This window comes from Streptomyces sp. AN091965, assembly GCF_022698285.1.
Taxonomy (GTDB): domain Bacteria; phylum Actinomycetota; class Actinomycetes; order Streptomycetales; family Streptomycetaceae; genus Streptomyces.
Map to the genome: position 1 here is coordinate 1,053,659 of NZ_JALDMY010000001.1, position 14,683 is coordinate 1,068,341.

12 protein-coding genes and 1 pseudogene are annotated in these 14,683 nt (G+C 74.8%); 5 read left to right on the plus strand and 8 right to left on the minus strand.

Features of this window, described 5'->3' with window-relative positions; translation table 11 throughout:
- Window positions 1-298: 298 nt before the first annotated feature.
- Together MQV74_RS03945 and MQV74_RS03950 are read left to right on the plus strand one after the other, a co-directional pair.
- Window positions 299-1,054 carry a thioesterase II family protein gene (locus MQV74_RS03945; protein WP_242728498.1) on the plus strand — a complete coding sequence of 252 codons (756 nt, stop codon included), beginning with the start codon at window positions 299-301 and terminating at the stop codon, window positions 1,052-1,054.
- Between the two features lie 232 nt (window positions 1,055-1,286).
- Window positions 1,287-2,537: pseudogene (locus MQV74_RS03950) on the plus strand (amidase); the annotation flags it as partial.
- A gap of 11 nt (window positions 2,538-2,548) precedes the next feature.
- Here MQV74_RS03950 and MQV74_RS03955 read toward each other — a convergent pair.
- The 8 genes from MQV74_RS03955 to MQV74_RS03990 all read right to left on the minus strand — a co-directional run bounded on the left by MQV74_RS03955 (window position 2,549) and on the right by MQV74_RS03990 (window position 12,174).
- Window positions 2,549-3,793 carry a glycosyltransferase gene (locus MQV74_RS03955; RefSeq protein WP_242728499.1) on the minus strand — a complete coding sequence of 415 codons (1,245 nt, stop codon included), beginning with the start codon at window positions 3,791-3,793 and terminating at the stop codon, window positions 2,549-2,551.
- A 166-nt stretch (window positions 3,794-3,959) separates the two neighbouring features.
- The gene (locus MQV74_RS03960) at window positions 3,960-4,928 is read right to left on the minus strand and encodes a glycoside hydrolase family 19 protein (RefSeq protein WP_242714611.1); all 969 of its coding nucleotides are present in this window, start codon (window positions 4,926-4,928) and stop codon (window positions 3,960-3,962) included.
- Between the two features lie 107 nt (window positions 4,929-5,035).
- Window positions 5,036-5,689 (minus strand): isochorismatase family protein, encoded by a 654-nt coding sequence (locus tag MQV74_RS03965; protein ID WP_242714612.1) that lies wholly within the window; start codon window positions 5,687-5,689, stop codon window positions 5,036-5,038.
- 66 nt (window positions 5,690-5,755) lie between these two features.
- Complete coding sequence (locus MQV74_RS03970; RefSeq protein WP_242714613.1) at window positions 5,756-7,414, minus strand: (2,3-dihydroxybenzoyl)adenylate synthase; 1,659 nt, start codon at window positions 7,412-7,414, stop codon at window positions 5,756-5,758.
- A complete protein-coding gene (gene dhbC, locus MQV74_RS03975) occupies window positions 7,411-8,613 on the minus strand; it encodes an isochorismate synthase DhbC (RefSeq protein WP_242728500.1) in 1,203 nt (400 codons plus the stop codon). Before dhbC ends, MQV74_RS03970 begins: the two co-directional genes overlap by 4 nt.
- Window positions 8,614-8,775: 162 nt before the next feature.
- The gene (locus MQV74_RS03980; protein ID WP_242714614.1) at window positions 8,776-9,597 is read right to left on the minus strand and encodes a 2,3-dihydro-2,3-dihydroxybenzoate dehydrogenase; all 822 of its coding nucleotides are present in this window, start codon (window positions 9,595-9,597) and stop codon (window positions 8,776-8,778) included.
- Between the two features lie 200 nt (window positions 9,598-9,797).
- Window positions 9,798-11,048: a hypothetical protein gene (locus tag MQV74_RS03985; RefSeq protein WP_242714615.1), complete on the minus strand. Its 1,251-nt coding sequence runs from the start codon at window positions 11,046-11,048 to the stop codon at window positions 9,798-9,800.
- A gap of 229 nt (window positions 11,049-11,277) precedes the next feature.
- On the minus strand, window positions 11,278-12,174 hold the full coding sequence (locus tag MQV74_RS03990) for an NAD(P)H-binding protein (protein ID WP_242714616.1): 897 nt from the start codon (window positions 12,172-12,174) through the stop codon (window positions 11,278-11,280).
- Window positions 12,175-12,243: 69 nt separating this feature from the next.
- On the opposite strand from MQV74_RS03990, the gene MQV74_RS03995 reads away from it, so the two are divergent.
- The 3 genes from MQV74_RS03995 (at window position 12,244) to MQV74_RS04005 (ending at window position 14,664) form a co-directional block, all read left to right on the plus strand.
- A complete protein-coding gene (locus tag MQV74_RS03995; RefSeq protein ID WP_242714617.1) occupies window positions 12,244-13,176 on the plus strand; it encodes a LysR family transcriptional regulator in 933 nt (310 codons plus the stop codon).
- On the plus strand, window positions 13,173-14,048 hold the full coding sequence (locus MQV74_RS04000) for a fructosamine kinase family protein (RefSeq protein WP_242714618.1): 876 nt from the start codon (window positions 13,173-13,175) through the stop codon (window positions 14,046-14,048). The genes MQV74_RS03995 and MQV74_RS04000 overlap by 4 nt, the downstream gene beginning before the upstream one ends.
- A 73-nt stretch (window positions 14,049-14,121) precedes the next feature.
- A complete protein-coding gene (locus tag MQV74_RS04005; protein WP_242714619.1) occupies window positions 14,122-14,664 on the plus strand; it encodes a hypothetical protein in 543 nt (180 codons plus the stop codon).
- Window positions 14,665-14,683: the final 19 nt, after the last annotated feature.

The following is a 14,683-nucleotide window of genomic DNA, read 5'->3' on the forward strand; positions in this document are numbered from 1 at the left end:
ACCGTCAAGCACCAATTTCCCGGCCGCACCCGCCGTCGCGAGTTCCGCCTGTCCGGAATTCATGGTGGACCGAGGATCGAGGGGGTACGAGCTGCGGGGACGGAGTCACGGGCCGGTCGTCGCAGTGGCTCGAAATATACCTCAGCGCACCCGGTCCCCCTCCGGTGTCACGTCGGGGGCGCGGGGAGCTTAAGGTAGCCCTCGCCCGCGCACCACTCCCGCGCGAGCACCACCCGCAGGACCGGGTACCACCCGGCTGACCTGCACCACCGGCACGAAGCGGAGAAGAGGCACCGTGGTGGCATCGACCGGCAGCGCCTGGGTCCGGCGGTTCCATCCGGCACCGCAGGCGTGCGCCCGCCTCGTCTGTTTCCCGCACGCGGGCGGCTCGGCGACCTACTACTTCCCGCTCTCCACCGCGCTCAGCGAGGCGGCGGACGTGCTGGCCGTGCAGTATCCCGGTCGGCAGGACCGCCTCCAGGAACCGTGCATCACGGACATATCAACCCTGGCTGACCGTCTGGCCGACGAGCTCAGGCCCTGGGCGGACCGGCCGCTGACGTTCCTCGGGCACAGCATGGGCGCCACGCTCGCCTTCGAGGTGGCCCGGCGCCTGGAAGAAAGCGGTGTCATCCTGCGCGGCCTCTTCGCGTCCGGGCGCCGGGCACCGTCGCGCCACCGCGAGGAGCAGGTGCACCTGCGCGACGACCAGGGGCTCGTCGAGGAGCTGCGCCGGCTGAGCGGCACCGACGCGGAGCTGCTCGCCGACGAGGCGGTCCTGCGGATGGTCCTGCCCGCCATGCGCGGCGACTACCGCGCCATCGAGACCTACCGCTACCGGCCGGGGCCGCCCCTGAACTGCCCGGTCGTCGCGCTGACCGGCGACAGCGACCCGCTGGTCGACGTCGCCGAGGCCAGGGCCTGGGCGCAGCACACCGTGGCGCCGTTCCGGCTGCGCGTCTTCCCCGGCGGGCACTTCTTCCTGGGCGAACACACCGAGTCCGTCGCCCGCGAGCTCACCGAGCACCTCGGCGCCACGGCCCCGGGCCGCTGAGCCTTCCGCGTACGCAGGCGCACACGACACAGACGACCGCAACGGTGAGAGCAAGGAGCTGGGAGCGCTGGAGCTCGACGAGTACGCGTCCTTCGACGCGGTGGGCCTCCGTGAGCTGATCCGGACGCGCGAGGTGAGCGCGGCCGAGGTCGAGGCCTGCGCGCGGCGCGCCCTGGAACAGGCCGACGGCGAGCTGAACGCGCTGACGCAGCCGCTGTTCGACCCGTCCCTCGCCCATGAGCCCGAGGGCCCCTTCGGCGGAGTGCCGTTCGTCATCAAGGACAGCGGGCCCTTCGCGCAGGGCGTGCCGTTCACCATCGGCAGCCGCTCCATCAAGGGCGCGTACGCCCTGGTCGACCACGATCTGATGGCCCGGTTCCGCGCCGCGGGCCTGGTGGCGCTCGGGCAGAGCACCGCGCCCGAGTTCGGCCTGAGCTTCGCCACCGAGTCGGTGCGCTACGGCCCGACGCGCAACCCCTGGAACCCCCAGCGCGGCGTGGGCGGGTCGAGCGGCGGGGCGGCCGCGCTGGTCGCGGCGGGCGCGGTGCCGTTGGCGCACGCGAACGACGCGGGCGGGTCCATTCGCGTCCCGGCGTCCTCGTGCGGCCTCGTCGGTCTCAAGCCCGGCCTGGGGCGCACGCCGTGCGGGCCGATGAGCGGTGAGAGCGCCTTCGGGCAGCTGGTGGAGTTCGCGGTCACGCGCACCGTGCGGGACACCGCGCATCTCCTCGACGCCGTCTGCGCGCCCGCCGTCGGCGACAAGTACCAGGCGCCGCCGCCGACGCGGCCGTACGCCGAGGCGATCCGCACCGACCCAGGGCGCCTGCGGATCGCCCTGACCACCGTGCCGTGGACGGGCGGCACCGTCGATCCCCAGGTCGCCGACGCGGCGGTCACCGCGGGCCAGGTCCTGGAGTGGATCGGCCACGTGGTGACCGAGGCCGGTCCCGACGTCGACGGCGGCGCCGTCGTCGAGGCGGCGATGCTGACGGTGGTCACCACCGGCGGCGCGGTGCTGCGCGGCGCGCCCCGCAGGCCCGACCCGGCGAAGCTGGAGGCGGTGTCGCGGCGCGTGCTCACCGAGACCGAGGACTTCACGCTGCTCGACGTGATGGCCGCGACCGAGGCGCAGAACCAGGTGACGCGCTCGATCGGCCGCTTCTTCCAGGAACACGACCTGCTCGTGACACCCACCCTCGGTCGGCTGCCCGCGCCGCACGGGACCCTCAACTACGACCACGAGGGGCACTCGGCGCGCTCGTGGCTGCACCGCCTGTTCACGTACGGGCCGTTCACCGCCACGTTCAACGTGTCGGGGAACCCGGCGATCAGCCTGCCGCTCGGCCAGAGCCGCGAGGGCCTGCCCATCGGCGTGCAGCTGGTGGCCGCGCACGGCCGCGAGGACCTGCTGCTCCAGGTGGCCGCGCAGCTGGAGCAGGCCGTTCCGTGGCGGGACCGCGCGCCTCAGCTCTCCGTCGGCTGAGCCGGCGGGCGCTACGACAGGCACGCGCCGCTCTCGATGCGCCGCAACAGGGCCTGTACGGGAGCGACGGCGTCCTCGGTGGCGAGGTGGCCCGCCAGCAGCTGGGCGCGCTCCCGGTGGCGGGGGTCGCCCGTCGCCCGGATGAGGGCGTGGGCGAGGCGCTCGCTGCTCAGTCGGCGCAGGGGCAGCGGATACGGGGCCGTGCCCAGGGCGGTGAGGCGGTCGGCCCAGAACATCTCGTCGAACTGGATGGGGACGGGCACGGCGGGAACGCCCGCGCGCAGGCCCGCGGCGGTGGTGCCCGCGCCGCAGTGGTGCACGACGGCCGCGGTGCGCGGGAAGAGCAGACGGTGCGGGACGTCGTCGATGGTGAGCATGTCGTCACCGTCGGCGGACAGGCCCGCCCAGCCGCGCTGGATCACGCCGCGCAGGCCCGCCGCGCGCAGGGCGCCGACGACCTGGCCGCAGAGGCGGGCGGGGTCGGGGACGGTGGCGCTGCCGAGCCCGACGTAGACCGGTGGGGCGCCCGCGGCCAGGAAGTCCTCCACCTCGGCGGGCAGTCGGTCCTGGAGGTCGTGCGGCCACCAGTAGCCGACGACGTCCAGGCCGGGGCGCCAGTCCGCGGGCCGGGGCACGACCCGGGGGCTGAAGCCGTACAGGACCGGCCAGCCGCGCTGTTCGCGGGCGCGGCGTGCGGCCGCGACGCCGAGCGGCGGAAGGCACAGCCGGCGGCGGGCCTCGCGGGCGGCCTGGGTGAAGATCTGCTCGATGAGGGCGGTGACCGCGTGCCCGGCCACGCGGTTGCCCACCGGGCCGAGCGAGCGCACGGTGGCCAGCGGGGGCGCGAACGCTCGGGTGGCGTGCATGGGCTGGAGGTTGACGCCGACGCTCGGCAGCTTCAGGCCCTCGGCGACGGCGCAGCCGAGGGGGGCCACCACACCGCCAAGGACCAGGACGTCGCTGCCCTGCGCCACCTCGATGAGGCTGTCGGTGAACCGGCCCACGACGGCCCTGCCCATCGCCATGGCGCGCAGCAGCTTGCCCGCGCCGGTGCCGCTGCGGTGCAGGCCCTGGCCGCGCTCGGAGTGCAGCTCCGCCCGCGGGTCGACGGGCAGCGGGTGGAAGCGGACGCCGGAGCCCCGCACCAGGGGCTCGAACAGGGCGTGCGTCACCAGGGTCACGTCGTGTCCGGCCCGGACCAGTCCGGCGCCGAGTCCGGTGAACGGGGCGACGTCACCCCGTGAGCCCGCTGTCATCATCGCAACTCGCACGGCGGACAGTATGGGTGCACGGCGGCCCGTTCACCGGGCGAACGCGCGGAGAACGACGGAAAGGTGCCGGCGCGCGCCCGAGCCGCCGCGCCCCCTCAGCGCCCGAGCCGCCGCGCCCCCTCGTGGCGGGGCCCGGCGGCTCGGGTGGGTGTCAGCAGCTCAGGTTGTCGCCGGGGGTGGTGCCGAGGATCTGGACGAACTCCTTGTAGCGGTTGATGCGGCTCTGCACCTGGGCGGGGTTGCCGCCGTTGCACTCCAGGGTGCCGTTGATGCTGCGGATCGACTCGCCGAAGCCGTGGCCGTCGACGATGGCCTGGTGTCCCGTCACGGTGCCCGGGCCCTTCTGGGTGTTCCAGTACCACAGGCCGGTCTGCCAGGCGACGGCCGGATCGCGCTCAACCAGCCACGGATTGTTCAGCAGGTCGATGCCGAGCGCGTCGCCCGCGGCCTTGTAGTTGAAGTTCCAGCTGAGCTGGATGGGGCCGCGGCCGTAGTAGGCGTCGTTGCCCGCGGGGCAGCCGTAGGGCTGGGTCTTGTCGCAGTAGTGCGGGTAGTTGGCCTGGTTCTGCTCCACGACGTGGACGAGCCCGCCGGTCTCGTGGCTGACGTTGGCGAGGAAGGCCGCGGCCTCCCGTTTGCGTACGGTGTCGCTGCCGGTCTTGGTGAACGCGGGGTAGGCCTTCAGCGCGTCGACCAGGCCCTGGTAGGTGTAGAAGGGCTTCCTGTTCGGGAACATCTGGTCGAACTGGGCCTGGCTCACGATGAAGCCGCTCGGGTCGGGGTTCCCGCCTCCGGTGCCGCACTCCCCCTTGTCCACCCAGACTCCCCACTCGCCGGTGGTGCCGGGGGTCTCGCCCTTGGTCCACCACTTGGCCTGCCAGTTGCGCTGCCCGTGCGACACGGTGGAGCCGTTGGTGTAGACGGCGCCGGAGTCCCACGCGCCGGCGCAGGCGGGTGCCGCGGCCGGGGCGGCGGCCGCCGACGACGTGGGAATCAGGGTGGCCAGGAGGGCCGCGACGCCGGTGGCGGCCGACGCCGCGAGCAACGGCCGCAGCCGCCGCGCGCGTGCGCGGACCCGGGCGGCGACGCCTCTCTTCGGCTTGCGCTCGTTCAATCTCATCACTCCTCGATGCGGCAGCGAGCCACGCTGGGGGGTCGAGACGGACTGGGGCGCAGTCAACCCGGCTTGGTCTATACCAGTCAAGGTGTAGACCAGTGGGAATTCTTTTAACTCCCCTTGGGGGAGCCTTGGTTCACGGCAAGGACCTCGTCGGTGGTGGTGACCACGGCACAGCGGCCCGCGGCCCAGCGCAGGGCCATCGCGTGGTCGTCGGCGGAGAAGTCGGCCACGGCGTCGGCCACCACGAAGGCCTGGATGTCCCGCATCCAGGCGTCGCACGCCGTCATCAGGACGCCGATGTGGGCGTAGACGCCGACGATCACCAACTGGTCGCGGCCCTGGGCGCGGAGGTCGTCGGCCAGGGACGTACGCACGAACCCGCTGTACTTCCACTTCGTGAGGACCTGGTCGCCGGGGCCCGGGGCGACGGGCCCGGCGATGGCGGCCGCCTGCGGGTCGTCGGGCAGGCCCGGGCCCCAGAAGTCCTGCTGGAGGCCGCGTTCGGCGGGGGTCTGGCCGCCGGGCTGCGCGGTGTAGACGACGGGGATGCCGAGGGCGGCCGCGCGCTCCTTCAAGGCGCCCACGTTGCGCAGCAGTTCGGGGACCGGTGCGGCCTCGGTGTCGTACGCGGACAGGAAGTAGTTCTGCAGGTCGTGCACGAGGAGCACGGCGCGGGCCGGGTCGACCGTCCAGTCGACGCGGTTGGCGGGCAGGTCCGCCGCGGTGGGCAGGGGATAGGGGGCGATGCGGGGCAGGGCCATGGTGCGGTGCGTTCCGTCCGGGTGGGGTGCGAATCGGTGGGTCGGGTACGAAGGAGCGGGGTCCCGTCAGGGCACGGCGGGCCGGTCGGCGGCGGCCGCCCTGAGGTCCTTCTTGGAGATCTTGCCGACGCCGGTGTGCGGGAAGGCGGTCACGAACTCGACGCGGTCGGGGACCTTGTACGCGGCGAGGCCCCGCTCGCGCACGAAGCGCTTCACGGCGACGGGCTTCAGCGGCTCGGCTCCGGGGCGCAGGATCACATAGGCGCAGGTGCGCTCGCCGAGGTAGGGGTCGGGTTCGCCGACGACGTTGGCGTCGTGGACGGCGGGGTGCGCCAGGAGGTGGTTCTCGACCTCCTCGGCCGCGATCTTCTCGCCGCCGCGGTTGATCTGGTCCTTGGCGCGGCCCTCGACGACGAGGTGGCCGGTGTCGGTGAGACGGACGATGTCCCCGGTGCGGTAGAAGCCGTCGGCGGTGAAGGAACGGGCGTTGTGCTCGGGGGCGTTCCAGTAGCCGCGGATGGTGTACGGGCCGCGGGTCAGGAGGTGTCCGGTGGAGCCGGGCGGCAGGTCGTTGTCCTCGTCGTCGACGACGCGTATCTCGTCGTCCGGGGAGATCGGCCTGCCCTGAGTGGTGACGATCACCTCCTCGGGGTCGTCGAGGCGGGTGTAGTTGACCAGGCCCTCGGCCATGCCGAAGACCTGCTGGAGCGTGCAGCCGAGGGACGGGCGGACGCGCCGGGCGGCTTCCTCGCTGAACTTGGCGCCGCCTACGAGGAGGACGTCGAGACTGCTCAGGTCGTGGGCCGTGGTGGCGGCGGCCTGGGTCCACAGCAGGGCGAGCGGCGGCACGAGCCCGGTGAGGGTGACGCCTTCGGCCGCGACGAGCGAGAAGGCGGTCTCGGGGTCGGGGCGCGGGCTGAGGACGACACGGGCCCCGGCGTACAGCGCGCCGAGCGTTCCGGGCGACGACAGCGGGAAGTTGTGGGCGGCGGGGAGCACGCACAGATAGACGCTGTGCTCGTCGACGCCGCACAGTTCGTTGGAGCCGCGCAGGGAGTAGATGTAGTCGTCGTGGGTGCGCGGGATCAGCTTGGGCACGCCGGTGCTGCCGCCGGACAGCTGGAGGAAGGCCAGGTCCTGCGGCGCGGGCCCGGTGACGTCCACGGGGCCGCCGGTGTCGGCGCGTACGTCGTCCAGGGGCGTGAACCGCCCCGGTTCGCCCTGGGCGACCCACACGTGCCGCAGCGTCGGCACCTCGGCGCGGACGGTGGCGGCGAGCGCGCGGTAGTCGTAGCCCCCGTGCTCGGCGGCGATGACGTAGGCGGCGGCCTCGGTGAAGCGGCAGAAGTAGGCGATCTCCGTCTCGCGGTGCGCGGGCAGCGCGAACACCGGGAGGGCGCCGATCCGGAAGAGGGCGAAGACCACCTCGAAGAACTCGGCGATGTTGGGGAGCTGGACGACGACGCGGTCGCCGGGCACGATGCCGCGGGCGAGCATTCCGGCGGCGAGCCGGTCGGCGCGCGCGTCGAGCTCGCCGTACGTCCAGCGGCGGTCGGTGGCGGGGTCGACGATCGCGATCCGGTCCGGGTGGGCGGCGGCGCGCTCGCGCAGCATGCCCCCGAAGGTCTCGCCGCGCCACCAGCCCGCCGCGCGGTAGCGGGCGGCGAACTCCTCGGGCCAGGTGGGCGCCAGGGACCGGGCGGTCAGGGGCGTGTCGGTGCTCACAGCTCGGCTCCCACGGCGGCGAGGAACGTACGGAACTTCGCGGCGGTCTCCGCGGTCTCGGCCTCCGGCTCGGACGCGGCGACGACGCCCGCGCCCGCGTACAGGCGCAGGGAGGTGCGCTCGGCCTCCGCGCAGCGGATGGTGACGACCCACTCGCCGTCGCCCGAGGCGTCGCCCCAGCCGACCATGCCGGTGAAGAACCCGCGGTCGAAGGGCTCGCTCTCGCGGATGACCTCGCGGGCGGTGGCGGTCGGCGTGCCGCACACGGCCGGGGTGGGGTGCAGGGCACAGGCGAGTTCGAGCGCGGAGGTCTCCGGCGTCGCGAGGGTGGCGGTGACGGTGGTCGACAGGTGCCACATGGCGGCGGTGCGGATCAGGGTGGGCGCGGCCGGGACCGTCAGGTCCGCGCAGTACGGGGCGAGCGCCTGGTGGACGGCGTCGACGACGACGGCGTGCTCGTGCAGGTCCTTCGAGGACCGCAGCAGGGCCGCCGCGCGGCGCACGTCCTCCGCCAGGTCGGCGCTGCGCGGGACGGACCCGGCGAGCGGGTTGGCGACGACCTGGTGGCCGCGCCGGGACACCAGGAGTTCGGGGCTCGCGCCGATGAGGGTGCGCTCGGGCCCGGTGGGCAGGGCGAAGGTGTAGCCGCTGGGGTCGCGGCGGGCCAGGCGCTGGAGCATCGCGGCGACGTCGACCGGCTCCGCGCTGTCGGGGGCGTCGAGTTCGAGGGTGCGGGCGAGCACGACCTTGCTGAACTCGCCGCGCCACATGCGGTCGACGGCGGCGGCGACGGCCTTGCCGTAGTGCCCGGGCGCGGGCACCTGCCGGATGCGCCAGTCGACGGCGGCCGGGGCCTGGGCGGGCAGGGCGATGAGCGGGTCGGCGGCCAGCGGCGGCGCGCTGTGCAGGGCGGCGGGCACGGCGAGCGCCGCCGGAGCTTCCTGGTCGAAGGGCACGGCGCCGATGACGACCGGGGCGTCGACGCCCGCCTCCCGGGCGGCGGCCAGGGTGTGCGCGACGCGCGCGGCCAACGGTCTCCCGTCGTGCGGCACTTCGCTGTGGACGCCCTGCCCGAGCAGGGTCCGGGTCGGGGTGCCGAGGAAGCGGGCGCCCGGCGCGTAGTCGGCGAGGAGCGCGGTGGCGGCCCCCACGGCGGGGTGGTCCGGGTCGGCCTCCACCGCCCGGCGGGCCTGGTCCAGCGCCCCGGTGGGGGTGGTCGGGGCCGGGACGTGCGGGGCGACATCGGGTGCCGTCGACACGAGGGTCTCCGTTTCTCTCACGGTCCGTGGGCGTGCGGGCGTACGGACGCGATGGGTGTGCGGGTGCGGGTGCGGCGAAGGGGTGTTGCGGGCGGTGGGGCGTCAGCGGAGGGTGGCGCCGCCGTCGACGTAGAGCTCCTGCATGGTGATGTGGCGGGCCCGGTCGGAGGCGAGGAAGACCACGGCATCGGCGATGTCCCGGGGCTCGGCGATGCGGCCGAGCGGGATGCCGGTGCGGTAGGTGGCGGGGTCGCCGTCGATGACCCGACGGGGGGCGCTCTCGTCGGTCCACAGCGCGCGTTGCATGGCGGTGTCGGTGGAGCCGGGAGCGACGACGTTGCACCGCACGCCGCTGCGGGCGAGCTCCAGGCCGAGGCACTTGGTGTACATGGCGGCCGCGGCCTTGGACGCGGCGTAGGCGGCCATGCCGGTGCGGGGCACCCCGGCGGCGTTGGAGCCGACGGTGACGACGCTGCCCCGGCCGCGCGCGGCCATGCGGGGCGTGACGGCGCGTGCGGTGTGGAGGACGCCGCCGGTGTTCACGGCGAAGGTGTCCGCCCAGTCGGCGTCGGTGAGTTCGGCGGCGGGTCCGGGGCGGAGGATTCCGGCCACGTTCACGAGGATGTCGACCGGGCCGTGCGCGCGCTCGGTGTCGGCGGCCACGGCCTCGACGGACGCGGCGTCGGTGACGTCCATGACCTGGGCGGTGATGGTGCCCGCGCCCCCGCCCCACCGGGCCGGGTCGGCGGCCCAGGCGGCGGCGAGTTCCTTGACGCCGTCGGCGTCGCGGTCGGTGGCCACCACGTGGGCGCCCTCGGCGGCCAGCGCCTCGGCGACCGCCGCGCCGATGCCCTGTCCCGCCCCGGTGACCAGGGCGGTCCTGTCGGCGAGCGCGGCGCGGGCGCCGGGTATGTGGTCAGGCATGGGCGACTCCCCCCGTATCGGTTAGGTAAGCCTAACCTAATACAGTCGCAATGATCATCCAAGGCCCGCACCTTGGGGGAACTTCTTTGGTAAGGCTAACCTCACTCACGGCGGGCGCGATACGAGGGCCTCTTCCTGGTCTCAGCTGAAGGTCCCTTGTTCCGGGGGAAGTTCATGAACGACCACCGCGACGCCCCCGCTCACACGCTGGCCAGCCTGGGGTAGCGGCGCGTGAACGCCTCGGGTCCTGGCTCCGCTGCGCCTCCCTCGACGAGCAGGGCCAGATGGCCGCGGGCGGCGTGCGGGGCGAAGTCCGGGCCCGCGTCGCGGTAGGCGTTCCAGGCGGCGGCGAACTCCTCGGCCGTGCCGATGACGATGTCCGCCAGATACGCCTCGCCGCCCTCCGGCGACAGCGGCTCGGCACCGAGGCGGGCGACCGTCATCGCCCTCGTCCGCTCCAGGAGCGGGGCGAAGAAGTCGACGTACTCCTTGGCGCGGTGGACGTCCGGCGCGACGACGTGGACACCGCCGCCCCGGTGGACCGCGGGCCCGGCGTCCCGTGAGCCGAGCGCGTACAGATGACTCACCAGGAACAGCGCGGTCAGCTTGGCCCGGCCGCGCAGCCTGCGCACCGGTCTCTCGTTGCCCTCGCACAGGGCCAACGCGGCCGCGACGACGGCGTCCTGGGGCGGCCGGGACAGGCTGATCAGACCGTAGGCGAGGGCGAAGGAACTGCGACGCACGTCCGCGGAGAAGTCGTCGGCCGCGAGCGCCTGGGCGGACCGGGAGAAGCGCAGGGCGGAGAGCCGCGCCGGGCCGAGCGCCACCCTGCGCCCGCCGAGCAGCGTGAGCAGCGCGTCGAGCGGGAACGGCCGGCCCACGTCGAGGAGCGTCGTCACGGCGACCAGGACCTCCCCCGACTCCCGCACCGCGGCGGCGACGTCGGCGCCGATCGGGACGTCGTGCCAGGCGTGGACGACGCCGCCGTCGTGCCGCACGTCGACGGAGATCCGGTCCCCGTCGATCGCGGCGGACAGGGCCGGGACCGCGGGCGGCCTCCTCGACGGGAAGTCCAGGGCGAGGCCCAGCGACACGAAGGGGTCCAGCGTGGCCACGCGCCAGCCGCCGTCCCGCGTCCGGCGCAGCAGCGCGCACTCGTACGACGGGTTCACCAGGAAGGTCGGCACACCGCCCGGGGGCAGCAGGGTGCAACCCGCCCGCCAGGAGAGGAGCGGCCGCTCGGTGGACGTGCCGATGGGGCGGTCCTGCCAGCCGGGGCGGCGGCAGCGCGGATGGTGCAGCGCGGCGGCGGCGACCGCGTCCTGTGCCGCCACCTCGAGGGCGGCCGCCGTCCACCGCCCGAGCGGACGGCCGCAGCTCTGGCAGTCCACCGGCCACAGCTGCGCCTTGAGCTCGGCGATGACGGCCGGGCCGAGGCTGCCCTTCGTCACCGCGTCGGTCCGTAATCGGGAAACCGCCATCGCTCCGCCCGCCCCATCTCGACGTCGTCGGTCGGCGCACGCGGGCGACGGAGCCCGACGGCGGACGCCTGCCCCCCTCCGGCAGGCGTCCGCCGTCGGGCTCCGTTCCTCGTCCGGATGCGCCGTGGCAGTGTCCTGCGCGGGGTTCGGGAGGGGTCCCGTACGCGACGGGGCGCGTGGGTCCGGCCGGCGGCGGGTCTCAGACGGCCATCGCCGGGCGCAGCACCAGCTCGCACCAGGCGCGGAAGGTCGTCGGGCTCGCGGTCGCCGGGGTCCGGGGCACGCCGTCGTCGAGGCCCTCCTCCTTGGCGCGCTTCATCTCGATCAGGCCCTGGACGAACGCGTCGCCGAGGCCGTGGCCGGTGAGTTCGGCCGCGAGGTCGTCGTACGACCGCCGTTCGTAGCGGACCGGTCGGCCGAGGGTCTCGGACAGGACGCGGGCCATGTCGTTCGGCGAGAGGTCCTCCGGGCCGAGGACCGGCACCTCGCCGGTGCCCGACCAGGACCGGTCGAGCAGGAGGCGGGCGGCGGCCGCCGCGATGTCCCGGGTGGTGGCCGAGGGCGCCTTGCGGTCGGCGTCGGAGGTGTCGCTGAAGACCCCCTCGTCCCGAAGCGAGCCCACCTCGTCCAGCAGGTTCTCCATGAACGAAGGACAGGCGAGCGCCCGGTAGGCCACGCCCGTGCTCGCGATGAGGTCGTCCATGGCCAGCGACGCCGTGACCAGTCCGGCGCGCCCGGCCAGGGGCGTGCCGCCGCCGAGCGCCGAGACGCCGACCACGTGCCGCACGCCGTGGTCCGTGAACGCCCGCGCGGCGGCACGGGTGAACCCGGTGAACGCGGACTCCAGGGTCGGCGCCACGGGGTCCGGCGGGACGATCCACAGCACCGCGTCCGCACCGGCGAAGGCGCGGTCGACGACCTCGGGGTCGCGGTGCGAGCCGGGCACGACCTCGACGCGTGCGCGCAGCGGCCCGGAGAGCTTGGCGGGGTCCCGTACGACGACGCGGAGTTCCTCGCCGTGCGCCGGAGCCTCGTCGAGGAGGGTGCGCAGGACCTGGTTGCCGATGTTCCCCGTCGGGGCGGTGATGACGATCATGCGTCGAGTCTCGGGCGCGGCCGAACGCGGCGTCCAATACCTTCTGTTGACGATTGATACGCTCAGGGTATGGATCTTGACTTGCGCAAGCTCCGCTACTTCGTCGCCGTGGCGGACCACCGGCACTTCGGCCGGGCCGCCGAGCGGCTCCACATCGCCCAGCCCGTCCTCAGCCGCCAGATCCGGGCCTTCGAGCAGGAGTTGGGCTGCGCGCTCTTCGTCCGTACGACGCGCAGCGTGGAGCTGACCGCAGCGGGACGGCAACTCCACGAGGAGGCGCGCGGGCTCACCGCGTCCGTCGAGGCGGCGCTGCGGCGGGTGCGGGACGCCGACCGAGGGGTCCAGCGGCTGGTCATCGCCTTCTCGCCCGGACTGCACGTGTCCGAGGCGATCGTCGCGTTCACGGCGCGCCGCGCGGACCTGGAGGTCGACCTCGTCCCGTCGCGCTGGTGGGAGGGCGAGGCCCCACTGCGGGACGGCCGGGCCCACGTCGGCTATCTGCGCGGGCCGTTCGACACGGCGGGGCTGTGCGTCGTCCCCATCGGACGCGAGCCCCGGGTCGCCTGCGTGCCCGTGACGCACCGCCTCGCCCGGCGCGCGGAGCTGCTCTCCGTGGACCTCGAAGGTGAGCCGGTCCTGGACGCGCAGCGGCGGCGGACGTCGTCGGTCGAGGAGAAGTTCGAGCTCATCGCCGCCGGGCACGGCGTGGCGCTCGTACCGCTGAGCGTCGCGCGGTCCTACCCCCGGCCCGACCTCGTCCACGTGCCCGTGACGGACGCCCCGCCGGTCGAGACGTGCCTCGCCGTGCCGGAGGGCGGCTGCGAGGGGCCGGTGGCCGAGTTCGTGGAGGTCGCCACCACGGTGCTGCGGCAGCGCGCGGCGCCCCACACCCCGACGCCGCGGACCCGGTCGACGCGGAACCAGTCGACGCAGAACCGGTCGACGCAGAACCGGTCGACGCGGACCCGGCGGCCCGCGCCCGAGCACCCTGGAGCCCCATGAGCACCCGCCCTGACCCCGGCCACGGCCCCGGCGCCGTGGCGGCCCGGCTCACCGGGCACGCGGCGACCGCCGAGCGGCCGCTGTCGGCAGCGCTCACCGAAGTCGTCCTCGACGGCGGGCGGGTGGTCGTGGTCAAGCACGACGACGTGCCCGGCGCGATGCGGGCCGAGGCGGCGGGCCTGCACTGGCTCGCCGCCACCGGGACCGTGCGCGTGCCGACCGTGCACGGCCACGAGGGAGGGTGGCTGGTGATCGATCGCGTGCCGCCCGGCCGGGCGAGCGCCGACGCGGCGGCGCGGTTCGGCCGGGACCTGGCCGCCCTGCACGCCACCGGCGCGCCCGCCTTCGGCTCCCCGCCGCCCACGGGGCCCGAGGACGCGTACATCGGGCTCGCCCCCATGCGCAACGTTCCCGGCGCCGACTGGCCGAGCTGGTACGCCGCGCACCGGGTACTGCCCTATCTGCGCCGCGCCGTGGACGACGGCACGCTGCGGCCCGCCGAAGCCGCCGTGGTCGAGCGCGTCTGCGCACGCGTCCCGGAGCTGGCCGGGCCCGCCGAACCGCCCGCCCGGCTGCACGGCGACCTGTGGAACGGCAACGTCCTGTGGGGCGCCGACGGACACGTCTGGCTGATCGACCCGGCCGCCCACGGCGGACACCGCGAGACCGACCTCGCGATGCTGCGCCTCTTCGGCTGCCCGCACCTGGAGCGGATCCTCGACGGCTATCAGCAGGTGGCGCCCCTCGCCGACGGCTGGCGGAACCGCGTCGGCCTGCACCAGCTCTTCCCGCTGCTCGTGCACACCGTGCTGTTCGGGCGCGGCTACGCGGAGCAGGCCGTGGCCGCCGCGCGGGCGGCCCTGGCCCGCTGACCCGGCCCGCGCGGCACCGGCGGGAGGCAGCCGTCCGCTTCTCCCCCGGGCCGGAACACCGCATACTTACCGTGTGGACAGGGGGGCGACGGCCGGCCGGCCGCAGGGGCCCGAGGACGGGCCCCAGCGGCGGCACCTCCTTCTGCGCGAGCACGAAGAGGCGGCGGACGAGCGCGTACGCGCCGCCGCGCGGGAGGCCGACGCGGAAGCACGCGAAGCCGCCGCAGACGCACGGGAGGCCGCGGCCGACGCACGGGAGGTCGCCGCCGACGCACGCGAAGCCGCGGCCGACGCACGCGAAGCCGACGCCGACGCGCGCGAACAGGGCCTCGACGCCCGGGAGAAGGTGGTGGACCGGCACCTGCGCGCCCTGCACGAGGCGACGCCCAGCCAGCGGCAGCGGTCGTACGAGCACATCGCCCGCGCCCATGCCCTGATCGCCGCCAGCGAGGCGAAACTGCACCGCAGCGCGGCGGCCCTGCGCCGTGCGGACGCCCGCGACAAGCGCGAGCAGCGGGCCGTCGACCAGGAGGTCGCCGACTCGGCGCGGAGGGCCGCTTCCGACAACCGCCGCGACCAGCCCGGCACGACACCAGGGCGAGCGCCGGCACGGTGACCGGCTCCGGCCGAGGCCG